Here is a 22,645-nt window from a genome sequence, read left to right as displayed (position 1 = left end):
CGGGCCTCCCCCGGGGCGGCCCGGACCGCCGACGCACGGGTGGCACGTGACGGCCCGGGCGGGCCGGCGGGCCCGGGCGGCTACGCCCGGCCGGTCCGGACGTGACAGTCCGCCAGGTGGTCGTTCACCAGCCCGCAGGCCTGCATCAGCGCGTACGCCGTGGTCGGGCCGACGAAGCGGAAGCCCTCCTTCTTCAGCGCCTTGGCCAGCGCCGTCGACTCCGGCGTCACGGCCGGCACCTCGGCCAGGGTCCGCGGCGCCGGCCGGTCCGGATCGCCGGCGAAGCCCCAGATCAGCGCGTCCAGCCCGCCGTCCAGCTCGCGGGCCACCTTGGCGTTGGCGATCGAGGCCTCGATCTTCGCCCGGTTCCGGATGATGCCGGTGTCCTGCAGCAGCAGCTCCACGTCGGCCGGGCCGAACCGCGCCACCTTCGCGATCTCGAAGCCCGCGAAGGCGGCCCGGAACCCCTCCCGGCGGCGCAGGACGGTGATCCAGGACAGCCCGGACTGGAACGCCTCCAGGCAGACCCGCTCGAAGAGCGCGTCGTCACCCCGGACCGGGCGGCCCCACTCCGTGTCGTGGTACTCCCGGTAGTCCTCCGCCGACTCGCCCCAGGCACAGCGCAGCAGGCCGTCCGGGCCCGCCAGCGTGCCGCTCAACGATCCGCCAGCGGCTCGTCGGACACCGGGCCGCCGGCGGCCGGCTGCGAGGTCTTCTCCAGCGAGGCGGCCGGGGCCACCACCTTGGCGAACTCCTCCAGGCCCGGCAGCGGCTCGGCGCCGGGCTCGGCGTCCGGGCCGGCCTCGACCGCGCCCCGCAGGGCGGCGGCGGCCTCCAGCTCCGCGATCCGCGAGTCCCGGTAGGCGAGCTCGGCACCGAGCCGGTCGAGCACGTCGTCCACCTCGTCCATCCGGTAGCCGCGCACCGCCATCGGCAGCCGGATCTCGTCCACGTCATGACGGCTCAACGGCCGGTCCTGCGGGAGCCGCGCGGCAAGCCGGTCCTGCACCGCCTCCGGCAGCGAACCGCCACCACCCAGCGCCACCAGCGCGGCGCCGCCGACCACCACGGCCATCGCCACCACGATCACCCAGAACACGAGCTGTCCTCCAGACGTCCGATCGGCCCCGCCAAGCGTGCCGACCCCTACAAAGTGCGAGCATGGTCCCCGAGTAGGCCGGGGGCCATCATCGCACCCGCAGCAGCTGAGGAGGAGACATCGGTGGCACTGCGCCTGGGACCGCGTGAATTCGGCGACGACGAGCTGGTGATCATGGCCATCGTCAACCGCACCCCGGACTCCTTCTTCGACCGGGGAGCCACCTTCGCGGACGAGGCCGCGTTCGCCGCCGCCGACCGCGCGGTGGCCGAGGGCGCGGCGATCCTCGACATCGGCGGGGTCAAGGCCGGCCCCGGCGACGAGGTCACCGTCGAGGAGGAACTGCGGCGCACCGTGCCGTTCGTGGCGGAGCTGCGCAAGCGCCACCCCGAGGCCGTGATCAGCGTGGACACCTGGCGGCACGAGGTCGGCGAGGCCGTCTGCGAGGTCGGCGCGGACCTGCTGAACGACGCCTGGGGCGGGGTCGACCCCGAACTCGCCGCAGTCGCCGCCCGCTTCGACGCCGGACTGGTCTGCACCCACGCCGGCGGCGCCGAACCCCGCACCCGCCCGCACCGGGTGGGGTACGAGGACGTGATGGCCGACATCCTCGACGTCACCGTCGGCCTGGCCGAACGCGCGGCCGCCCTCGGCGTCCGCCGGGACGCGCTGATCATCGACCCCGGCCACGACTTCGGCAAGAACACCCGGCACTCGCTGGAGGCCACCCGGCGGCTGCCGGAGATGACCGCCACCGGGTTCCCCGTCCTGGTCTCGCTCTCCAACAAGGACTTCGTCGGCGAGACCCTGGACCGCCCGGTGGACGAGCGGCTGCTCGGCACCCTCGCCACCACCGCCGTCTCCGCCTGGCTCGGCGCCCGGATCTACCGGGCCCACCAGGTCGCGGAGACCCGGCAGGTGCTGGACATGGTCGCCTCGATCAGGGGGAGCCGTCCCCCGGCGGTCGCGCGGCGGGGGCTGGCCTGATCCTCCCGGGCTCGGCCCGCCTCCGGGGCGCGCCGGTGCCGACGGTCGACGGCCCTGCCGGGTGACCGTACGCGGGGCGCCCTCCCGCGGGTCGTGGCTGCGGGAGGGGTGGTCCCGGCGGTCCCGGGGCAGGGCCGTTCCCCGGGTCAGATCTCGTGGTCCGGGCGGCGGGTCTCGGCGAGGATCTTCATGACCTCGTCGATGTCGTCGGTGATGTGGAACAGCTCCAGGTCCTTCGGCGAGGCCTTGCCCTCGGCGACCAGGGTGTTCTTCAGCCACTCGAAGAGCCCGCCCCAGTAGGCGCTGCCGAAGAGGACCACCGGGAACCGGGTGACCTTCTTCGTCTGCACCAGGGTCAGCGCCTCGAAGAGCTCGTCGAGGGTGCCGAGGCCGCCCGGCAGCACGACGAAGCCCTGGGCGTACTTCACGAACATCGTCTTGCGGACGAAGAAGTACCGGAAGTTCAACCCGAGGTCGACGAACTCGTTCAGGCCCTGCTCGAAGGGCAGCTCGATGCCGAGGCCCACGCTCAGCCCGCCGGCTTCCGAGGCGCCGCGGTTGGCGGCCTCCATCGCTCCCGGGCCGCCGCCGGTGATGACCGCGTAGCCGGCTTCGGCCAGGGCCCGGCCGATGGCCACGCCGGCCGCGTACTCGGGGGAGTCGACCGGTGTCCGGGCCGAGCCGAACACGCTGATCGCGGCGGGGAGTTCGGCCAGCGCGCCGAAGCCCTCGACGAACTCGGAGGTGATCCGCCAGACCCGCCAGGGGTCGGTGTGCAGCCAGTCGGTGGGGCCGGTGGTGTCCAGCAGCCGCTGGTCGGTGGTGCTGGTGCCGACCTGGTCCCGGCGCACCAGCACCGGGCCCTTCTGCTTCTCCGGCCAGGCCTTCTTCCGCCCCGGCGCGCCGACCTGCTCCGGGCCGTGCCCGTAGTGCTTCTCGTCTCCTGTGCCTGTCATGACGAAACCCTACGCCTGTCACCCCCCGTTTCGGGGGAACGGCGGAGGGTCGGTACGGGGACGGCAGGTGGCGCCCGGACGGACGCCCGGCAGCGGCGCGTCCGCCCGGCCGGGGCCCGGCACCGGCCGGGCGGACGCGCTCGGCGGGTCAGGCGCTCAGCCAGGCGGCGAGCCGCTCCTCCACCTCGGCGATGGCCCGGAGCGAGCAGTGCTCCTCCCGCTTGTGGGCGAGGTTCGGGTCGCCGGGGCCGTAGTTGACGGCGGGGACGCCCAGCGCGCTGAAGCGGGCGACGTCGGTCCAGCCGAACTTGGCGCGGGCGGTGCCGCCGGTGGCGGCCAGGAAGGCCCGGGCGGCGGGCTGCCCGAGGCCGGGCAGGGCGCCGGGAGCCGAGTCGGTCACGGTGACGTCGAAGCCGGCGAAGACCTCGCGCACGTGCGCCTCCGCGGCGGCCTCGTCGCGGTCCGGCGCGTAACGGAAGTTGACGGTCACCACGCACTCGTCGGGGATGACGTTGCCGGCCACCCCGCCGTCGATCCGCACCGCGTTCAGGCCCTCGTGGTACTCCAGGCCGTCGATCTCCACCAGGCGCGCCTCGTAGGCCGCGAGCCGGCCGAGCACCTCGGCGGCGTGGTGGATCGCGTTGTCGCCGAGCCAGCTGCGGGCGGCGTGGGCGCGGACGCCGGTGAGCCTGACCTGGACGCGCAGGGTCCCCTGGCAGCCGCCCTCGACCACGGCGCCGCTGGGCTCCAGCAGGACGGCGAAGTCGGCGGCCAGCCAGTCGGGGCGCTGGGCGGCCAGGTGCCCGAGGCCGTTGCGGGAGGCCTCGATCTCCTCGCAGTCGTAGAACACGAAGGTGAGGTCGCGGTTGGGCTCGGGCAGGGTGGCGGCGAGCCGCAGCTGGACGGCGACGCCGGACTTCATGTCGGAGGTGCCGCAGCCGTGGAGCAGGTCGCCCTCGACGTGGCTGGGCAGGTTGTCGGCGATCGGCACGGTGTCCAGGTGTCCGGCGAGCAGGACCCGCTCGGCCCGCCCCAGGTTCGTCCGGGCGACGACGTTGTTGCCGTACCGGTCGACGGTCAGGTGCGGGTACTCCCGCAGCGCGGCCTCGACGGCGTCGGCGAGCGCCTGCTCGTCACCGCTGACGGACGGGAAGTCGACCAGGCGCGCGGTCAGCGCGCCGCCGTCGAGGGTGAGGTCCAGGGGCGTGTTCGGGCTGCTCATGGTCGACAAGCGTATCGGCGGCCCCACCTGGGAGGCTCCCGCCCCGCCCGGGCCGGGCCGCGGGCGCAACCATGGACTACGCACACCCGTCCGAGTGGGTACGGTGTCGGGACGACCGACGGGCGAGAGGGGTGGCGGTGGCCAGGAACACGGATGACGGGCAGAGCGGTGGCAGGGCTGCCCGCCGTCGGGGCGCGCCGCTGCTGAAGGTGCTGATCGCCCTGGTGGTGCTCGGCGCGATCGCGGCCGGGGCGCTGTACTGGCTGAACCACGGGAAGATCGTCGCCGAGGGCTGTTCGGTGAAGACCCCGGCCGGCGAGGGGACGCTGGAGATCCCGCAGGCCGCCAACGCCGCGACGATCACCGCCGTGGCGCACGCGCGCGGACTGCCCGACCGGGCGGTGACCATCGCGCTGGCGACCGCGATGCAGGAGTCGAAGATCCACAACCTGTCGGGCGGCGACCGCGACTCGGTCGGCCTGTTCCAGCAGCGGCCCTCCCAGGGCTGGGGGACGGTCGACCAGATCAGCGACCCGGTGTACGCCACCAACAAGTTCCTGGACGGCCTGGTGAAGGTGCCCGGCTACACCCGGCTGCCGCTGACCGACGCGGCCCAGCAGGTCCAGAAGAGCGGCTACCCGCAGGCGTACGCCAAGCACGAGACCAAGGCGACGCTGCTGGCCTCGGCGCTGACCGGCCGGGAGGCCGCCTCGGTGAACTGCGTGGTCCACGAGTTCGCGGAGCCGGAGACCCCCACCCCGGCCGTGGCCGCCGCCGGGGACGCCGCCTCGCCGGCCGCGCCCGCCACCCCCGACCGGACCCAGCAGCTCACCGACCGGGTGCGCCGCGAGTTCGGCCGGACGGTGACCGCGGCCGGCGGCTACTCCTCCAGCATCAAGGGCGCCGAGAACGCGGTCGCGCTGACGCCCGAGCCGTCCGCGAGCACCGAGTCCGGCCCGGACGCGGCCCGGCAGAACGGCTGGGAGGTGGCCCACTGGGCGGTGACGCACGCCCAGCAGCTGGGCATCCGGACGGTCGCCTACGACGGGAAGATCTGGCGGATGGCCAAGTCCGCGGACGGCTGGAAGCCGCAGGCCTCGGGCACCTCGACCAGCCTGGTGCTGGTCTCGCTGGCCGCCGGCACCGCGAAGAGCTGATCGCGTCCGGGACGGCCCGGACGGGGCGCGCGGCGGGTTGACGCACGGGCGATCGAGCCCCCGCCGTCCGGGTGATTCCGGTCAACCCCGCAGGTGGGCCACCACTCCTGCGGGCAGGCCCGCCCGGGGGAGCGCCGACGCCCCGGCGACGGGCGCCGGTCCGTGCGCGGCAAGGGAAGTGACGATTCTTCACCCGTCGCCAGGGCAGGCGTAATGCCCCGAATGCCGGAATAGCGATGATGTGATCTTTAGCGACTCTTTGCATTACGGCCCCGAAACCTTCTCGCTCCTCAAGCGGTAATCAGCACGTCCGCCCGGCGGACGGGATTCACCCACACCTCTTAGGAGCACCATGTCTCTCCCCCTCAAGCGCCGGATCGCCCAGGCCGCGCTGCTCGTCGCGGCCGGCGCCACGCCTCTGGTCGCTGCAGGGTCCGCATCCGCCGCCGCCGACCTGGTTCCGAGGACCGACCTGGGCGCGCCCCTGACGCAGCTGGCCTCGCCGGACGCGGGCTCCACCCTCCAGCACACCACCCACGAGCTCGGCAACGCCGCCGGCACCACCGGCGCCGCCACCGTCGCCGCGGGCGTGCCGGCCACCGCCGACGCGACCGGCAACATCGTCGCCGACACCCTGCCCGAGGCGAACGAGAAGACCGGTTCGCTGACCGCCCCGGTCGACAAGACCGCCGCCACCACCGGCGCCCTGTCCGGCGTGGCGAGCCAGGTCGCCCCCGCGCTGGCCGGCAAGCTCGGCCACGCCGCCACCGGCCGCAGCGCCGAGGCCCCGGTCGGCGGCCTCGGCCAGACCACCGCGGTCACCCAGAGCCTGCCCGGCGCCGGCGGCCTCGCCAACAGCGTCCCCGGTGCCGACACCCTCACCGGCGCGCTGCCCACCAGCTCCCTGCCCACCAGCGGTCTCACCAAGGCCCTGCCCGGCGCGGACCTGCTCGGCCTCGGCGAGCACGGTGCGGCCAACCGCCTCGGCGGCGTGCCGGACCTCGGCGGCAGCTCGCCGCTCGGCAGCCTGACCGGCGCCCTCGGCCCGGTCAGCGGCCTGCTCGGCGGCATCGGCGGCGGCGGCCTCGGCTGACCCCTCCGGTCGGAACGCACGGGGCGCACAGCGGCCCCGACAGCACACGGCGCGGGGGCCGGGAGCGATCGCTCCCGGCCCCCGCGCCGTGTGCTGTTCCCGCGGTTCAGCCGCGCAGCCGCTCCACGGCTGCCGCCACCCGCTCGTCGGTCGCCGTGAACGCGACCCGGACGAACCGCTCACCGGCCGGCCCGTAGAAGTCCCCGGGCGCCACCAGGATGCCCAGGGCGGCGAGTTCCGCCACCGTCTCCCAGCAGGGCCGGTCCTGGGTCGCCCACAGGTACAGGCTGGCCTCGGAGTGCTCGATCCGGAACCCGTAGGCCTCCAGCGCCCCGCGCAGGGCCGCCCGGCGGGCCGCGTAGCGCCCGCGCTGCTCGGCCACGTGCGCGTCGTCGGCGAGCGCGGCCGCGGTGGCCGCCTGCACGGGCGCCGGCACGATCATGCCGCCGTGCTTGCGGATCTCCAGCAGCTCCCGCACCACCACCGGGTCACCCGCCACGAAGGAGGCGCGGTAGCCGGCCAGGTTGGACCGCTTGGACAGCGAGTGCACGGCGAGCAGGCCCTCGTGCCCGTCGCCGCAGACCTCCGGGTGCAGGACGGAGACCGGCTCCGCCTCCCAGCCCAGCTCCAGGTAGCACTCGTCGCTGACCAGCAGCACCCCGTGCTCCCGGGCCCAGGCCACGGCGGTGCGCAGCTCGTCCGCGCCGAGCACCCGGCCGGTCGGGTTGGACGGCGAGTTCAGCCAGAGCAACCGGACCCGGGCCGGGTCCAGCTCGTCCACCGAGTCGTACTCGACCGGCTCCGCGCCGCAGAGCCGGGCCCCGACCTCGTAGGTCGGGTAGGCCAGCCGCGGGTAGGCGACCTGGTCGCCCGGGCCGAGGCCGAGCTGGGTCGGCAGCCAGGCCACCAGTTCCTTGGAGCCGACGGTCGGCAGCACGGCCTGCGGGCCGATCTCCGCGCCGACCCGGCGGTGCAGCCAGCCGGCGATCGTCTCGCGCAGCTCCAGCGGGCCCCAGACGGTCGGATAGCCGGGCGTGTCGGAGGAGGCGGCCAGCGCCTTCTGGATCACCTCGGGGACCGGGTCCACCGGGGTGCCGACCGAGAAGTCGCAGATCCCGCCGGGGTGGGCGACCGCGGTCCTCTTGTACGGCTCCAGGCGGTCCCATGGGAACTCCGGCAGGAGGTCCGACAGCTTGTTCTTCATGAACGGGCGGCGCGCCGCCCCGGAGTGACCCGGGAGCGGCGCGCTCGTGTCGTTACTGCTCACAGCTCAGCTGCCACCGATCAGTGGTCGGTGTTCTGCGGCGGCAGAGCGGCGATGAACGGGTGGTCGCGCTCGATCAGGCCGAGCTTCGAAGCACCACCGGGCGAACCGAGGTCGTCGAAGAACTCGACGTTCGCCTTGTAGTAGTCCTTCCACTCCTCCGGAGTGTCGTCCTCGTAGAAAATCGCCTCGACCGGGCACACCGGCTCGCAGGCGCCGCAGTCGACACACTCATCCGGGTGGATGTAGAGGGACCGCTCGCCCTCGTAGATGCAGTCAACCGGGCACTCTTCGATGCACGCCTTGTCCTTGACGTCGACACAAGGCTGCGCGATGACGTAGGTCACGCTGTCGTTCCTCCTCGGAAGGGCTGGCCGCCCCAAACTGTATTGCTCGCGTGCGCGGGTGAGCGCGTGTCGTCGATGCCCGCCCCTAGTATCGCGGGTCAGGGACCGCAAATGCACAGGAGGTGCCCAGATGGCGGGTGGAGGTACGGCCGAAGGTCGGCCGGAGGTCCGGATAGACCGCTCTGACGTGGGACGACGCGTCTCGGCGCGGCGCCTTTCGGAGTTCGTGGACGACAGGCCGGTGTTCCGCGATGTGATCGGTGTGCTCACATCCTGGGACGATGCCGGGCTCACGGTGGCCCCGCGCGACGGCGCGCCGGTCACCTTTCCGGAAAGCGTCCTGGTCGCGGGCAAGACCGTCCCGCTGTTCCCGGCCCGCCGCGCCCCGCTGCCCGCCACCGCACCCGTCGACCTGCAGCGGATCGCCGCCCGCGGCTGGCCCGCCGTCGAGCAGCAGCAGCTCGGCGACTGGACGCTGCGCGCCTCCGCCGGCTTCACCCGCCGGGCCAACTCCGTCCAGGCGCTCGGCGACCCGGGGCTGCCGCTGCCGCAGGCCCTGGAGGCCGTCCGGCGGTGGTACGAGGAGCGCGGGCTGCCCGCCTGGTTCGAGGTGACCACGCCCGGCTCCCCGGACGACCTCACCGCCGAACTGGACCGGCTCGGCGCGGCCTACTCCCCCACCCTGGTGCGCACCGCATCGCTCGCCGCACTGGCCCGCGCCGGCCAGGGACGCCCGGGCACCCCCGCCGCCGAGAGCTGGCGCAGGGTGCGGCTGTCGCGCACCGCCGGCCCCGACTGGATGTCGCTGTACCGCCGGGTGACCGGTGACCCGGCGGTCGAGGCGGCCGCCCGGCAGGTCGTCCACGGCGGCCCGTCCGTCTGGTTCGCCGACGTCCCCGGCCCCGGCGACACCCCGCTGGCCATCGGCCGCTGCGTGATCGACGGCGACTGGGCCTGCTTCGGCGCCGTCGAGGTCGCCCCGCACGCCCGGCGGGCCGGGCTGGCCACCGCGCTGATGGCGGTGCTGGCCGCCCGCGCCGCGGAGGAGGGCGCCACCGGCGGGTACCTGCAGGTGGAGGCCGAGAACAGTGGTGCGATCACGCTCTATGACGGACTCGGCTTCACGACCAGTCACACTTACCACTACGCCCGCCTTCCCCAGCGGTAACCGTCAGCAGCCTTCACCACGAAAGCCGTCGCAGCCACCGTGACCGAGCAGAGCAGAGCACGCTTCCGATCCACGGCCCGGGCCGAGCACCCCGACCCGGTGCTGCTCTGCCTGCTGGCAGCAGCCGAACACACCCTGGGCCCGCGCCCGGCCGGCCCGGACGCCGAGGAACCGCCCACCCTGGACGCGCTGCTGGCGGCCTGCCAGGCCGCGATCGAGCGGCACGCCGCCGCGGTGCGCCAGGCCGTCGCCGAACGGGCGCCGGGCACCCCGGAGGAGACGGCGGCGCTGCTCGCGGCCGTGCTCGGCGGCCGGGAGCGGTTCCACGGCCGGCAGTCCGACTACCGCCGCCTGGAGTCCTCGCTGCTGCCCGACGTGCTGCGGCGCCGGCGCGGGCTGCCGATCATGCTGGCGCTGGTGTGGAGCGCGGTCGCCGCCCGGGCCGGGCTGACCGTCCACGGCGTCGCGCTGCCCGGCCACTTCATCGTCGCGGTCGGCGGCCCCGCGGGCGGCGACGACTACGTGCTCGCCGACCCGTTCCACGGCGGCCGGCTGCTCGACCTCGACGACGCGGCCCGGCTGGCGCACCGGGCCGGGCACGCCTTCTCCCCCGAACTCCTCACCCCCGCGCAGCCGCTGGACATCGTCCTGCGGGTGCTCGGCAACATCCGCAACTGGGCCGCGGACCGCCCCGAGCACGCCCGCACCCAGCTGTGGGCCACCGAGCTCTCGCTGCTGCTCCCCCGCCATCCGGCCCAGTTGCGACTGGAGCGCGCCGAACTGCTCGTCCGTACCGGCGACTTCCTGGCCGGGGCGGCCGAGATGGACTCCTACGCCCAGATCCTGGACGCCTTCGACCCGGACACCGCCACCCGGGTCCGCCAGGACGCCCGGGCGGCCCGGCACCGCCTTAATTAGGCTCCCTCGCCTCCGGGGCGCTCGCGGCCGTGCCCTCCCGCCGGTCGACGAACTGCCGGGTGACCCGTACGCGGGGCCGGCCTCCCGCAGGTCACCGTTTGCGGGTCGGGCCGGTCGGCCCGGGTGGGGTCAGAGCCAGCCCTTCTCCCGGGCGATCCGGACGGCTTCCGCCCGGTTGCGGGCGTCGGTCTTCTGGATCGCCATCGAGAGGTAGTTGCGGACCGTCCCCTCCGACAGGTGCAGGCGGCCGGCGATCTCGGCGTTCACCGCGCCGTCCGCGGCGGCGGCGAGGACGTCGCGTTCCCGGGCGGTGAGCGGGTTGGCGCCCTCCGCCAGGGCGGCCGCGGCCAGTGCCGGGTCGATCACCCGCTCTCCGCGCAGCACCCGGCGGATCGCCTCGGCGAGTTCGGAGGCCGGGGCGTCCTTCACCAGGAAGGCGTCGGCGCCGGCCTCCATCGCGCGGCGCAGGTAGCCCGGGCGGCCGAAGGTGGTGGCGATCACGATCTTCGTCTGCGGGCGCCGGGACCGCAGCAGGGCCGCGGCCTCGATCCCCGTCATGCCCGGCATCTCGATGTCCAGCACGGCGACCTGCACCTCGTGCGCGACCGCCGCGTCCACCACCTCGTCCCCGCGCGCGACCTGCGCGACGACGTCGATGTCCCCCTCCAGCCCGAGCAGTGCGGCCAGCGCCTCCCGGACCATCCCCTGGTCCTCGGCGAGGAGCACGCGCACGGACTGCCCGCCGGTCTGATTCTCACTCATGCGACGACCTTAGACCGGCCGGTGCCGGCCGCCGCGGGCGAGCCGCGGCCGGCGGTCTCTCGAGCCCGCGGCCCCTCAGGCCGGCGGCGAGGGCTCGGAGACCGTCCGCAGCGGCACCAGCGCCCGCAGCCGGAAGCCCCGCCCGCGCGCCCCCGGGCCGGTCTCCAGCCGGCCGCCGACCAGCGTGAGCCGCTCCTCCAGGCCGGAAAGGCCGTTCCCCGGGCCGGACTTGCCGGGCCCGGGACCGTTGTCGGTGATCTCCAGGACGGCGTAGCGCTCGCCGTCGCCCTCCCAGGTCCGGTCGGCGCCGACCGTGCAGAGCGTGGCGCCCTCGCCGTGCCGCACCACGTTGGTGACGGCCTCCCGCAGGGCCCAGGCCAGCACCCCGGACTCGTCCGGGCCGAGGCCGGGCCAGCCGTCGAGCACCGAGGGGGCGGCCTCCAGAGTGACCTGGGCGGCCGCCAACGCCGTCCGGGCCGCGGCGAGTTCGACCGGCAGGGTGGGCCGGCGGAAGCCGCTGACCGCCTCCCGGACGTCCACCAGGGACTGCCGGGCCACCGATTCGATGTCGGCCACCTGCGCCCGCGCCGCCTCCTGCTTGTCCTGGTCCAGGAAACGGCCGGCCAGCTCGCTCTTGAGCGTGATCAGCGACAGCGAGTGGCCCAGCAGGTCGTGCAGGTCCCGGGCCAGGCGCAGCCGTTCCTCCGAGGCGGCCAGGTGCGCGACGGCCGCCCGGGCCTCGCGCAGCTCCTGCATGGTGGCGATCAACCGCTGCAGGCCGGTCATCGCGAGGCCGCCGAGGAAGCACGGCAGGATGATCGCGGCCAGGGTGTCCGGGTCGGCGCGGACGAGCAGGGCGACGGCGAGGGCCAGCGCGGTGGTGACGCCGACCCCGCGCAGGCCGAGCCGCGGCGGCAGCACGATCGCCACGCAGACCGAGGCGTAGGTGAACAGCGTCAGCCAGGCCTCGCCGAGCCCGAAGGAGGTGGCCACGGCCAGCACCAGCATCAACGCGACGAAGGAGTACTTGCCGTGCCAGTCGGCCGGCTTGGTCGAGCGGAGGGCCACCAGCGAGAGGTAGGCGCCCAGGAAGACCGCGAGCGCCGCCCAGCCCACGACGGTGGCCGCCGTACCGTGCGTGCCGCCGGTCAGGTCCTTGACCGGGTAGACCAGGTAGATCATCCAGAGCGACATCCAGGCCAGCTTGACCAGGAGTTGGCGCCGGTTCTGCACGGCGGCGCCGGGGAAGTTGACGTAGGGCGCGTGCTCCTGGCCCCCCTCCCCGTGGTCGTCGGGGTGGCGGGCCGGGAGCGAGGTGGACATGGCCGACATCATGCCTGCTTGGTGTCCTGGCGGTACAGGTAGGCCGCCGCCGCCACGAACAGCGCGAGGAAGCCCGCCAGTCCGGCCACCGCGACCGTGTCCAGGGTGTGCCCGGGCCGGGTGAAGGAGGCCGACTGGTTGTACAGGTAGACCGGGTTGAACCGGGCGAAGGCCTTCAGCGAGTCGCTCACCGGGAACCAGGTGCCGCCGAACAGCGCCATCAGCATGTAGACGATCATCACCATCGGCTGCACCGCGTCGGGCTGGGCGGCGTAACCGAGGGCCACGCCGAGGGCGGCGAAGACGAAGCTGCCCAGCCACAGCGCCAGGCCGAGCCCGAGCCACTGCGCGGCGCCCAGCCGGACGCCCTCGACGGCGCCGATCGCGAACACCACCGCGATGGCGGGCAGGGTGGTGACCGCGCAGGCGGCGATCTTGCCCACGGTGTACGCCCGCCCGGGCAGCGCGGTCAGCCGCAACTGCCTGGTCCAGCCGCTCTTGCGCTCCAGCGAGATCCGCTGGGCGCTGCCGGTGAGCACCGCGCCGACGGCGCCGAAGGTGGCCATGGACACCATGAAGTACGACTTGGCGGGAACGCCCCCGGCGACCTCGCCGCCGCTGTAGGCGTTGATGAAGAAGACGTACAGCAGGGCCGGGTAGAGCACCGTGAACATCAGGTACCGCTTGTTGCGCAGCGTGCGCAGGATCTCCAGCTGGATCAGGGTGGTCATCGCACGCTCTCCTTCACGGTCTCGGCGCCCTCGGCGTCCTCGGTGTCCTGAGCCCCGGTGATGGTCAGGAAGGCCTGCTCCAGCCCCAGTCCGGTGACCTCCAGTCCGCGCGGGAACAGGCCTGCCCGGTAGAGGCCGGCGACGTCCGCGTCGGCGTCGGTGCTGCGGATCCGGACCGTCCGGACGCCCTCGACCCGGGCGGTGACGTCCAGCGCGACGACGCCCGGCAGCGCGCGCAGCACCTGCTCGTCCACGTCGCGGGCGCCGTCGGCGCTGTGCAGCTCGAAGGTGATCCGGCGGGCGCCCGCCCTGGCCTTGATCTCGGCGGAGGTGCCGTCGGCGATCAGCCGCCCCCGGTGCAGCACCAGCACCCGGTCGGCGACCGAGTCCGCCTCCTCCAGGTAGTGGGTGGCGAAGAGCACCGTCCGCCCGGCGTCGGCCTGGGCCCGCATGCCGGCCCAGAAGGCCTGCCGGACGGAGACGTCCAGGCCGGTGGTGGGCTCGTCCAGCACGATCAGGTCGGCGGCGCCGGCGACGGCGAGGGCGAAGCGCACCCGCTGTTCCTGGCCGCCGGAGAGCTTGTCGACCTTGCGCTCGGCGATCTCGGTGATCCCGGCGTCGCGCAGCACCTCGTCGACGCCCCGCCCGCGCGGGTGGACGGCGCAGGCGAACTTCACCAGCTCGCGCACCTTGACGTCGCCCATCAGGCCGCCGCTCTGCAGCATCGCGCCGACCCGGCCGGCCTGCACGGCCGCCCGCGGCGTGCCGCCGAAGAGCGAGACGCTGCCCCGGTCGGGCTCGCGCAGGCCGAGCAGCAGGTCGAGGCTGCTGGACTTGCCGGCCCCGTTCGGGCCGAGCAGCGCCACCGTCTCGCCGGGGCGCAGCACCAGGTCGAGGCCGTTCACCGCCTTGACCCGGCCGTAGCTCTTGCTGACCTGCCGGAAGGCGGCGACCTCACCGCCCCCGTTCAGTTCCGTCCCGCTGCTCATCCGTCCGGTCCTCTCCTGGCGGGCCGCCCCTCGGCCCGACACCGGTAAGAGTCCCGCTCAGGGGGTGTGCGGCGGCAGTGTGCGCCGTCGTGTCCTCGGCATGACGGATGTCATGGCCGGTGATGGCGGGCGGTGCCGGCCGGCACCGCCCGCCACGACCGGGTCAGCCCGCCAGCGCGCGCCGGATGAAGTCGACCTGGAGCAGCAGCAGGTTCTCCGCGACCTCCTCCTGCGGGGTCATGTGGGTGACCCCGGAGAGCGGCAGGACGGTGTGCGGGCGGCCGGCCGCGAGCAGCGCGGAGGAGAGCCGCAGGGTGTGCGCGGCCACCACGTTGTCGTCCGCCAGCCCGTGGATGATCATCAGCGGCCGCTCCAGGCCGGCCGCGTAGCCGGTCAGCGAGTTGGCCGCGTACACCTCGGGGCGCTCGGCGGGGTGGCCGAGGTAGCGCTCGGTGTAGTGGGTGTCGTAGAGCTCCCAGTCGGTGACGGGGGCTCCGGCGACGGCCGCGTGGAAGACGTCCGGGCGGCGCAGCACGGCGAGCGCCGCGAGGTAGCCGCCGTAGGACCAGCCCCGGATCGCGACCCGGCCGAGGTCCAGCGGGAACTCCTCGGCGAGCGCCGCCAGGGCGTCGGCCTGGTCGTCCAGGGTGGCGCCGGCGAAGTCGAAGGCGATCGACTTCTCCCACTCGGGGCTGCGCCCGGGGGTGCCGCGCCCGTCGGCGACGATCACGGCGAAGCCCTGGTCGGCGAACCACTGCGAGTTCAGGTGCGGGTTGTGGGCCTGGACGACGCGCTGCCCGTGCGGGCCGCCGTACGGGTCCATCAGGACGGGCAGCAGGCCGTCCCGCTCGCGGTCGTAGCCGGTGGGCAGGAAGACGGCGGCGGGGATCCGCCGCTCGCCCGCGAAGCGGAAGACCGGGCGGGCGGTGATCACCGGGGTCTCCGCGTACGAGTCGATGACGGCGATCTCGTCGACCACGACGCCCTCGGGCAGGTCGCGGCCGACCTGGACGACGGCGCCGGGGCGGCCGTGCTCGGCGGTGGAGCGGACGGTGACGCCGGCGGCGTGCACCGCGGTGGTGACGGAGGTGAACGGCTCGCCGTTGGCCGACTCCCAGGAGAGCCGCTTGCCGTCCTGCGAGATCCGGCCCACCGCGACCCAGCCGGGCTCGGGGTCGGTCTCGGCGGCGCCGCCGGAGGCGGTGAAGAACACCTCCTCGTCGGTGATCGCGAGGACCGAGCGGACGTGCAGGTCGGCCCCGGTGACGGCGTGGTCGCCGACCACCAGTGCCCGGGCGCCGCCCTCGTCGCTGATCCGGACCAGCTTCCCGTCCGGTGTCCAGGCCGGTACGCCGCCGAACGCCTCCAGCCAGGCCTCGTCCTGCTCGGCGTGCAGCACGGTGGTGGCGCCGGTCTCGACGTCGACGCCGAGGATCTGCTGGCTGCGCTGGTCCCGCGCCTGGACGAGGAGCAGCGGGGGCCCGCCGGCCGACCAGTGCACCCGCGCCAGGTAGGGGAAGGCCTCCTGGTCCCAGTCGACCTCGACCCGGGTGCCGTCGAGGCCGAGCACCCAGAGGCCGACCTCGGCGTTGTCCGTGCCGGCGGCCGGGTAGGCGATCTCGGCCGGTGCGCTGCCGGGGTTGGCCGGGTCGGCGATCCACCAGCGGGCCACGGGGGCGTCGTCGGCCCGCTCGACCAGCAGCCGGTCGCTGTCCGGCGACCACCAGTGACCGCGGTCGCGGCTCATCTCCTCCTGGGCGATGAACTCGGCCTGACCCCAGGTCAGGCCGGGGCCGTCCGGCTGGGCGAAGGCCCAGTCGGCACTGCCGTCCGTCCGGGTCAGCCGCAGCTCGCCGGCGGTGGTGGCGTACGCGACGTAGGCGCCGTCGGGCGAGGGCCGGGGGTCGAGCAGCGGGCCCTCGGCGGGCAGCTCGCGGGCGCTGCCGGTGGTGAGATCGGTGACGAACAGCCGTCCGGAGAGGGCGAAGGCGGCGAGCCGGCCGGCGCCGTCCAGGGCGTAGCCGACGATGCCGGCGGAGCCTTCGCGGCTGCGCTCGCGGCGGGCCCGCTCGGCCGGGGAGAGGTCCTCCTCGCCGCCGCCGAGCAGGGCGACGGGGTCGGCGGCGATCTGCTCCCGGCCGGTGGCGGTGTCGAGGGTCCAGAGCAGGTTCGCCCGGTCGCTGCCCGACCGGGAGCGCAGGAAGACGACCCTGGAGCCGTCGGGTGCGACGGTGAAGGACCGGGGGGCTCCGACGGTGTAGCGCAGGGTCCGCGCGTACTGCCGGGGGAAGGTGTCCGCAGGGGTATCGGAGGTCATGGCACCAGACCCTACGACCTTCCGGCGCCGCCGCCCGGCTCATTGCGATCACTCGTTCGGAGCATCCCCGCGAAGAAGGCCCGGAGGGTGCCCGCACCCCTTCCCACCGGCCCATGCGCCCCACTGACGCCCCTGTGCCCCGGGTGATGCCGCCTCACGGTACGTAACGCGGTGCTCACCCGTCGGGTATGACTTGATCCATCGAGTGATCGTCAGGCCCCGTCCCGGGCCCGGCCCACCCGAACCGCTTGTCCCGCACGGTCCCGACCGCCACCCTCCCCCAGGCGTGGCGCACCCGAGAAGGGGTGTGAGCCGTCATGGCTTTGTCCATCTCCGCCGTCATGCTGATGCTGGTCATCGTGGTGGTGCTGATCCGCCGGTCCAATCTGAAGCTGGCGCACGCGATCATCTGCGCACTGCTCGGCTTCTACCTGGCGTCCAGTTCGATCGCTCCCTCGATCAGTGAGGTCACCAGCAATCTCGCCGGGATGATCAACGGCCTGAAGCTCTGACCGCGCCCGGCCCGGCGCCGGGCCGGGCGGTGGTTAGGCTGCACCCATGACCGCGAATCCCGGCCGCCGCCTGCTCCTGGTGCACGCCCACCCCGACGACGAGTCGATCGGCAACGGGGCGACGATGGCGCGCTACGCCGCCGAGGGCGCCCTGGTCACCCTGGTGACCTGCACCCTCGGCGAGGGCGGCGAGGTGATCCCGCCCGAGCTGGCCCGTCTGACGGCGGACCAGGACGACGCGCTCGGCCCGTACCGGATCGGCGAGCTGGCCCACGCGATGCGTGCGGCCGGCGTCGCCGATTTCCGCTTCCTCGGCGGCGCCGGGCGCTACCGGGACTCCGGGATGATGGGCGTGCCCGACAACGACGTCCCCGGCTGTTTCTGGCGGGCCGACCTCGACGAGGCCGCCGGGCACCTGGTGGCGGTGGTCCGCGAGGTCCGCCCGCAGGTGCTGGTGACCTACGACGAGAACGGCGGGTACGGGCACCCCGACCACATCCAGGCGCACCGGGTGGCGATGCGGGCCTACGAGCTGGCCGCCGACCCGGGGTTCCGCCCCGAGCTGGGCCCGGCCTGGCGGATCGCCAAGGTGTACTGGAACCGGATGCCGCGCTCGGTGCTGGAGCGCGGCCTGGCCGAGACGGCCGCGAAGGCGCCCTTTCCCGGTGTCGCGCGGCCCGCGGACGTGCCAGGGGTGGTGGACGACGACCTGGTCACCACCGTGCTGGACGGCGTCGGGTACGCCGACCGGAAGGCCGCGGCGATGGCCGCGCACGCCACCCAGATCACCGTGGCGGGGGACTTCTTCGCGCTGAGCAACGATCTGGGCCAGCCGCTGATCGCGGCCGAGTACTACCAGTTGGTCCGCGGCGAGGCGGGTCCCGGCCGACCGGAGACCGACCTCTTCGCGGGGCTGGACACCGGGGCCGGCACCGACGGCGCCCCCGCCGCGGCCGCCGGCTCCACCGCCCCCGTCACCGAGGAGACCGTCCGATGATCGAGCGCGCCCCGGCCCCGGCCCCCGCCGCCGCCCCGCGCCGCCCCTCGCTGCCGGCCCGGGTGCTCGGCACCCGGGCCGAGCGGCTGGCCGAGGCCCAGCCGCCGACGGCCGGCCGGGTGACCGCGTACGTCGTGCTGTTCGTGCTGGGCGCGCTGGTCTCGCTGTGCGGAAGCTTCGTGCAGACCTTGTGGACGCCGGCCGGCCTGCTGCTGGCCCTGGCCGCCACCGGCGCGGTGTTCTACGGCGGCCTGCGGGTGACCGGGACCAAGCTCGGCGCGGGCATGCCGCTGGCCGGCTGGTTCCTCGCCCTGATGGTGCTGATGGTGCCGCGCCCCGAGGGCGACTACGTGCTCTGGCCGACCCTCTCCTCCTACGTCTACCTGTTCGGGGGCTCGGTCCTCGGGGTGATCTGCGCCACCCTGCCCACTCGCTCGGGGGGCTTTCTCGGGGTGCCGGGACCACGTCGCTGAGCCCTGGCGGGGCCCACCGGTAGCGTGTCCGTACACGATCCTCACGACGAGCAGTCAGGACCGCGCGACCGTAGTCTCATACCGGAGGAACCGGACGTATCAGGTTCTATCCGAAGCAGTTCGCCGCTCAGTTCTTCCCAGTATGGTGGTGCCGCAACAAGCCGCCCCCGCCCCCGACCACTGCCGGGCGGGACCGGCGGGAGAGAATCAGCCAAGACGAAAGAAGCTGGTGTCGGAGGGGACGTTGTCCCGGTCCATGGTCCGGTGGCATCCGCCGGACGGACGGACGGGCACCCCACAACCCGCGGTCGCGCCCCACGGCAGCGACCGCGAACCCGGAGCAGAGCAGCATTGAGCAGCCGCGAATCTGACAACGCCTACCCGACGCCCCGGCGCACGGGCCCGGACGCCTACCCTTCGGGCACCCCGCCCTACGGCACGCCTGGCCTGCCGGGCGGCGCCGAACGGGCGGGCTCGGGCCAGTCCGACACGGCCGGCTCCAAGCCGGCCGAGGGCGGCGACGCCCCGAAGACCGAGACGACGCTGACCACCCGGGTCCGGATCAACATCCCCGGCTCGCGCCCGATCCCGCCGGTCGTGGTCCGCAGCGCCGTCAAGAACGAGGAAGCACCGGAGGCGGGGCCCGCCGAGGCCCCCGAGCCGCCCGGCCCCCGGCACCGCTCGGCCGCCCCCTCCTCCCCCGTGCTCGGGGTGATGGACGGCAGCGCCAGGACGGCCACCCCGCCGAACCTCCCGCCCGAGTGGCAGACCGGCGAGCCAGCCGGCCAGTCGGAGGCCGAGTCGACCGGCGAGTGGTTCCGGCCCCGGCAGAAGAAGGGCGCCGCCGACCCGGCCCCCGCACCGGTGACCGCGGGCGCCCCCGCGGCCGCCCCCGGCCGGCCCGCCGAAACCCGCGGCACCGAGCCCGGCCGTCCGAACGGCGCCCGGCCGGACCCGGCCCGACCCGGCGCTCTCCGCTCCGAGGCCGGCCGCCCCGGTCCCGGCCGCCCGGACGCCGGACGCAAGGAGCCGGGCCGCCCGAGCGGCCCGCGCCCGACGCCGGGCCCGACGCCCACCGGTGCGCCCGCCTCGCCGTTCGCGAACACGGGCGGCCCGGACGGCACGGCCAACCCGTTCGACGACGGCATGCCCGTCGATCCCTTCGCCGCGGACCCGTTCGCCACCGACCCCTTCGGTACCGACCCGTTCGCGGGCGGGCAGGGGGCCTCCGGCGCCGCGGACCGCTTCGGGCCCGGCGGCGCCGACCAGCTGCCGCCCCGCCCGCGCCCGCAGGGCGCCGGCCGGCCGCAGCCGGCCGCGCAGGAGGACACCGCGGTCGGCGGCTTCGAGCCGATCCGTGACGAGGCCCCGCCCGCCGCCATACCCGGGCCGCCGCAGTCCGGCCTGCCCGGCACCGGCCCGTACGCGCCGGCCCCGGGCGGCATGGGCGGCGACCCGTTCGCCACCGGCCCCCAGGGGGCGGGCACGGACCCGTTCGCCACCGCCGCACCGGGCGGCCGCTTCCCCGGCGGCCCCGCCGGGGCTCCCGACCCGTTCGCCCCGGCCGCGCCGGGACGCCCGTTCGACCAGGGCGCGGCGTTCGGCTCCGAGCAGCCGTTCCCGCCGGGCGCACCGTACCCGGACGGCTCCGGCCGCCCCGGGCCCGGCTCCCCGGCCGCTGCCCCCGCCGGCGGCCGCCCGGCCCCGGCCGCGCCCACCGGCGAGAAGCCCGCCGACAAGGCGGCCGACAAGCCCGCGCCCAAGCCCGCGCCGGCCAAGCGGCGCGGCAAGGCGTCGAAGCTGGTGGTGTACGGCATCGGCTTCCTGCTCTTCGCCGGCGCCGCCGCGTACGGCACCGGGCTGATGCTCAACCAGGCGGACGTGCCCAAGGGCACCGTGGTGCTCGGCACCGACATCGGCGGCAGCAGCCGTGACCAGGCGATCCACCAGCTGGAGGACACGGTCGGCAAGGCCGGCCAGCAGCCGGTGAAGCTGAAGATCGGCGAGCAGACGCTCGACCTCGACCCGACGGCCGCCGGGCTGAGCTTCGACACCACCGGCACGGTGGACGGGCTGACCCAGCACAGCTACAGCCCGGTCGACGTGATCAACTCGCTGAAGGGCGGCGAGAAGGCCGTCCCGCCGCTGGTCAAGGTCGACCGCGCCAAGCTCAAGGCCGCGCTGGACGCGCTGGCGGCCGGCTCCGGCCAGGGGCTGCAGGAGGGCTACGTCAAGTTCACCGAGGCCGGCGAGGTCGTCGTGGTGCCCGGCAAGGCCGGTCAGGCCGTGGACTCCACCGCCGCCGTCGACCAGGTCGAGCAGGCCTACCGGGACCGCGCCGCGGGCAAGCCGGAGACCCCGATCAACCTGCCGGTGGCCGCGGCCCAGCCGAAGGTCTCCCCGCAGGCCCTGCAGGCCGCCGCGGACAGCCTGGGCAAGTCCGTGCTGAACGGCCTCGTGCACGTCACGGCGGGCGCCAAGAAGTTCGACTTCGGCAAGGCGACGGCCGCCAAGGCCCTCACCCTGGCCCCGGACGCCTCCGGCAACATCGTTCCCAAGTGGGACTACGACCAGCTGGGCGGCGCGATCGGCGGCATCTTCGACAAGCTGAAGGCCCGCAAGGCCGGCGCCCTGGCGCCGATCACCGCGCAGGACGTGGCGGACGGCATCACCTCCGTCCTGGACAAGACGGGCGACAAGGACCGCACCTTCAAGTTCACCACCACCTGACGTATCGTCATGGGCAGCGAGAGCCGGGGTCCCGATCGGGGCTCCGGCTCCTCGCTTTGACGGGCCCCGGCTACGCAGTGACACCATTTTGCTCACCCAGTGTCATCGCGGCGGCGAATAAGGCGTGCACTTACCGCCAGTGGCGGGAATTCGCCAGGTGCGTCCGATAAACGGACGGATGAGTACGCCCCGATACGTCCGAAAAGTCCGAGGTATTCACTGTACTTCAGCTGTTATTCAGCCACCCTCACAGTGTCCGGACAGCGCATAACAGCACCCGCGTTACGGATATGTGAACAGCTATTGTCCATATTTGCCCCTGTACGCCCGCGCGCCGGACACGGCGTCAAGTCCCCTTTGACAACGACCTGATGGATCTTGCAGGACGAAGTGGAAATGTCGCTTCCGTGAACTTCCGACCCCTTGACGTTCGATAAACGGCTTGCCAGAGTCCGTTCAACCAACTTCTTGCGGCCGCTACATCCCGGGCGGGAGCTCCACCACCATGACCAACCCCACTAAGGCGTCGGCCGAGTCCGAGACGGTCGTCTCGCCGGCCACCCCTGATGCCGCCGGCGCCGCGCCGGCGAAGGCGTTCCAGGGGCTCTCGCCCCGCACCATCGCCTGGCGCCGGTTCCGGCGCGACCGCACCGGTGTGATCTCCGCCCTCGTCGTGCTGTTCTTCGTGCTGGTCGCGCTCGCCGCACCGCTGATCTCCGCGATCTACGGCAAGGACCCGTACACGCTGTACGGCCAGGACCACAGCGGCCTGCTCAACGACTACGGCTTCCCGATCGCGCCCAACGGCGGCATGAGCGGTGAGTACTGGTTCGGCCTGGAGCCCTCGCTCGGCCGGGACGTCTTCACCCAGCTCGTGTACGGCATCCGCACCTCGCTGCTGATCGCCCTGGCCGCGACCGTGCTGAGCACCGCCATCGGCGCCGCGATCGGCGTCGCGGCCGGCTACCTGGGCGGCAAGTTCGACTACTTCGTCGGCCGGACCATCGACGTGCTGATGTCGTTCCCGTCCACCCTGTTCTTCATCGCCTTCATGCCGGTGGTCTTCGCGGCCTTCTACCGTCCGGACGAGAGCATCCCCTCCTGGGCCCGGGCCTTCGTCCTGGTCGTCGTCCTGGTGGTGTTCGGCTGGGCGGGCCTGGCCCGACTGCTGCGCGGCTCGGTCCTGTCGCTGCGCGAGCGGGAGTTCGTCGAGGCCGCCAAGGTCACCGGCGCCTCCCCGATGCGGATCATCTTCAAGGAGATCATGCCGAACCTGGGGACCCCGATCCTCATCCAGGCGACGCTCTCCCTGCCCGCCCTCGTCACCGCCGAGGCGGCCCTGTCCTTCCTCGGCGTCGGCATCATCGAGCCGACCCCGGACTGGGGCCGCATGATCCAGCGCGGTACCGAGATCTACGGCGACGACATCACCTATCTGATCTTCCCCGGCCTCTCGATGGTGATCTTCGTGCTCGCCTTCAACCTGCTCGGGGACTCGGTCCGGGACGCACTCGACCCGAAGACCAAGCGCTGACGCACCGTCGCCAAGGCGCCGCACACCCTCACATCGATCATTCAGCGCAGGCTTCGGCAGTCCGCC

Annotated in this window: 21 protein-coding genes; 10 read left to right on the top strand and 11 right to left on the bottom strand. The window is 74.1% G+C overall.

Going from position 1 to position 22,645, the window contains the following annotated elements; genetic code table 11:
- Positions 1–80 precede the first annotated feature (80 nt).
- Together J2S46_RS25045 and J2S46_RS25040 are read right to left on the bottom strand one after the other, a co-directional pair.
- Entirely contained in the window at positions 81–659 is a 579-nt protein-coding gene (locus J2S46_RS25045; protein ID WP_191289385.1) for a DNA-3-methyladenine glycosylase I, read from the bottom strand.
- Positions 656–1,099 carry a DivIVA domain-containing protein gene (locus tag J2S46_RS25040; protein WP_190209556.1) on the bottom strand — a complete coding sequence of 148 codons (444 nt, stop codon included), beginning with the start codon at positions 1,097–1,099 and terminating at the stop codon, positions 656–658. Before J2S46_RS25040 ends, J2S46_RS25045 begins: the two co-directional genes overlap by 4 nt.
- A 174-nt stretch (positions 1,100–1,273) precedes the next feature.
- Here J2S46_RS25040 and folP point away from each other — a divergent pair, with 174 nt between their 5' ends.
- Positions 1,274–2,086, top strand: a complete 813-nt coding sequence (folP, locus tag J2S46_RS25035) for a dihydropteroate synthase (protein ID WP_073926382.1) — start codon at positions 1,274–1,276, stop codon at positions 2,084–2,086.
- Between the two features lie 146 nt (positions 2,087–2,232).
- Here the strand turns inward: folP and J2S46_RS25030 are convergent, their stop codons facing one another.
- Together J2S46_RS25030 and dapE are read right to left on the bottom strand one after the other, a co-directional pair.
- Positions 2,233–3,042 carry an LOG family protein gene (locus J2S46_RS25030; RefSeq protein WP_073926260.1) on the bottom strand — a complete coding sequence of 270 codons (810 nt, stop codon included), beginning with the start codon at positions 3,040–3,042 and terminating at the stop codon, positions 2,233–2,235.
- Positions 3,043–3,190: 148 nt separating this feature from the next.
- Positions 3,191–4,264: a succinyl-diaminopimelate desuccinylase gene (gene dapE, locus J2S46_RS25025; RefSeq protein ID WP_191289384.1), complete on the bottom strand. Its 1,074-nt coding sequence runs from the start codon at positions 4,262–4,264 to the stop codon at positions 3,191–3,193.
- Between the two features lie 137 nt (positions 4,265–4,401).
- On the opposite strand from dapE, the gene J2S46_RS25020 reads away from it, so the two are divergent.
- Positions 4,402–5,421, top strand: a complete 1,020-nt coding sequence (locus J2S46_RS25020; protein ID WP_191289383.1) for a VldE C-terminal domain-containing protein — start codon at positions 4,402–4,404, stop codon at positions 5,419–5,421.
- 352 nt (positions 5,422–5,773) lie between these two features.
- Entirely contained in the window at positions 5,774–6,514 is a 741-nt protein-coding gene (locus J2S46_RS25015) for a hypothetical protein (RefSeq protein WP_191289382.1), read from the top strand.
- 106 nt (positions 6,515–6,620) lie between these two features.
- Here the strand turns inward: J2S46_RS25015 and dapC are convergent, their stop codons facing one another.
- Positions 6,621–7,718 (bottom strand): succinyldiaminopimelate transaminase, encoded by a 1,098-nt coding sequence (gene dapC, locus J2S46_RS25010; protein WP_191289381.1) that lies wholly within the window; start codon positions 7,716–7,718, stop codon positions 6,621–6,623.
- 80 nt (positions 7,719–7,798) lie between these two features.
- Entirely contained in the window at positions 7,799–8,125 is a 327-nt protein-coding gene (gene fdxA, locus J2S46_RS25005) for a ferredoxin (protein ID WP_191289380.1), read from the bottom strand.
- A gap of 130 nt (positions 8,126–8,255) precedes the next feature.
- Between fdxA and J2S46_RS25000 the strand changes: the two genes are divergently transcribed.
- Positions 8,256–9,293: a GNAT family N-acetyltransferase gene (locus tag J2S46_RS25000; protein ID WP_191289379.1), complete on the top strand. Its 1,038-nt coding sequence runs from the start codon at positions 8,256–8,258 to the stop codon at positions 9,291–9,293.
- Positions 9,294–9,332: 39 nt separating this feature from the next.
- A complete protein-coding gene (locus J2S46_RS24995) occupies positions 9,333–10,211 on the top strand; it encodes a transglutaminase family protein (RefSeq protein ID WP_191289378.1) in 879 nt (292 codons plus the stop codon).
- Between the two features lie 129 nt (positions 10,212–10,340).
- Here the strand turns inward: J2S46_RS24995 and J2S46_RS24990 are convergent, their stop codons facing one another.
- The 5 genes from J2S46_RS24990 to J2S46_RS24970 form a co-directional block, all read right to left on the bottom strand.
- Positions 10,341–10,973, bottom strand: coding sequence for a response regulator transcription factor (locus J2S46_RS24990; protein ID WP_073926265.1), 633 nt, complete (start codon positions 10,971–10,973; stop codon positions 10,341–10,343).
- Positions 10,974–11,048: 75 nt separating this feature from the next.
- The gene (locus J2S46_RS24985) at positions 11,049–12,296 is read right to left on the bottom strand and encodes a sensor histidine kinase (RefSeq protein ID WP_191289377.1); all 1,248 of its coding nucleotides are present in this window, start codon (positions 12,294–12,296) and stop codon (positions 11,049–11,051) included.
- 8 nt (positions 12,297–12,304) lie between these two features.
- Positions 12,305–13,027, bottom strand: coding sequence for an ABC transporter permease (locus J2S46_RS24980; protein WP_191289376.1), 723 nt, complete (start codon positions 13,025–13,027; stop codon positions 12,305–12,307).
- On the bottom strand, positions 13,024–14,016 hold the full coding sequence (locus tag J2S46_RS24975) for an ABC transporter ATP-binding protein (RefSeq protein WP_191289375.1): 993 nt from the start codon (positions 14,014–14,016) through the stop codon (positions 13,024–13,026). Before J2S46_RS24975 ends, J2S46_RS24980 begins: the two co-directional genes overlap by 4 nt.
- Before the next feature lie 163 nt (positions 14,017–14,179).
- Entirely contained in the window at positions 14,180–16,333 is a 2,154-nt protein-coding gene (locus J2S46_RS24970) for a S9 family peptidase (RefSeq protein ID WP_191289374.1), read from the bottom strand.
- Positions 16,334–16,650: 317 nt separating this feature from the next.
- Between J2S46_RS24970 and J2S46_RS24965 the strand changes: the two genes are divergently transcribed.
- From J2S46_RS24965 to J2S46_RS24945, 5 genes are all read left to right on the top strand, one after another.
- Positions 16,651–16,845: a DUF2304 family protein gene (locus J2S46_RS24965; RefSeq protein ID WP_073926270.1), complete on the top strand. Its 195-nt coding sequence runs from the start codon at positions 16,651–16,653 to the stop codon at positions 16,843–16,845.
- A gap of 46 nt (positions 16,846–16,891) precedes the next feature.
- Entirely contained in the window at positions 16,892–17,842 is a 951-nt protein-coding gene (gene mshB / locus J2S46_RS24960) for an N-acetyl-1-D-myo-inositol-2-amino-2-deoxy-alpha-D-glucopyranoside deacetylase (protein WP_191289373.1), read from the top strand.
- Positions 17,839–18,315, top strand: a complete 477-nt coding sequence (locus J2S46_RS24955) for a DUF6113 family protein (RefSeq protein WP_229912589.1) — start codon at positions 17,839–17,841, stop codon at positions 18,313–18,315. The genes mshB and J2S46_RS24955 overlap by 4 nt, the downstream gene beginning before the upstream one ends.
- 351 nt (positions 18,316–18,666) lie before the next feature.
- Entirely contained in the window at positions 18,667–21,045 is a 2,379-nt protein-coding gene (locus J2S46_RS24950) for a peptidoglycan binding domain-containing protein (RefSeq protein WP_191289372.1), read from the top strand.
- Between the two features lie 505 nt (positions 21,046–21,550).
- Positions 21,551–22,579, top strand: coding sequence for an ABC transporter permease (locus J2S46_RS24945; RefSeq protein WP_191289371.1), 1,029 nt, complete (start codon positions 21,551–21,553; stop codon positions 22,577–22,579).
- Positions 22,580–22,645 lie beyond the last annotated feature (66 nt).

This window comes from Kitasatospora herbaricolor (genome assembly GCF_030813695.1).
Taxonomy (GTDB): domain Bacteria; phylum Actinomycetota; class Actinomycetes; order Streptomycetales; family Streptomycetaceae; genus Kitasatospora; species Kitasatospora herbaricolor.
This window is presented reverse-complemented; position numbering and strand designations above follow the sequence as displayed.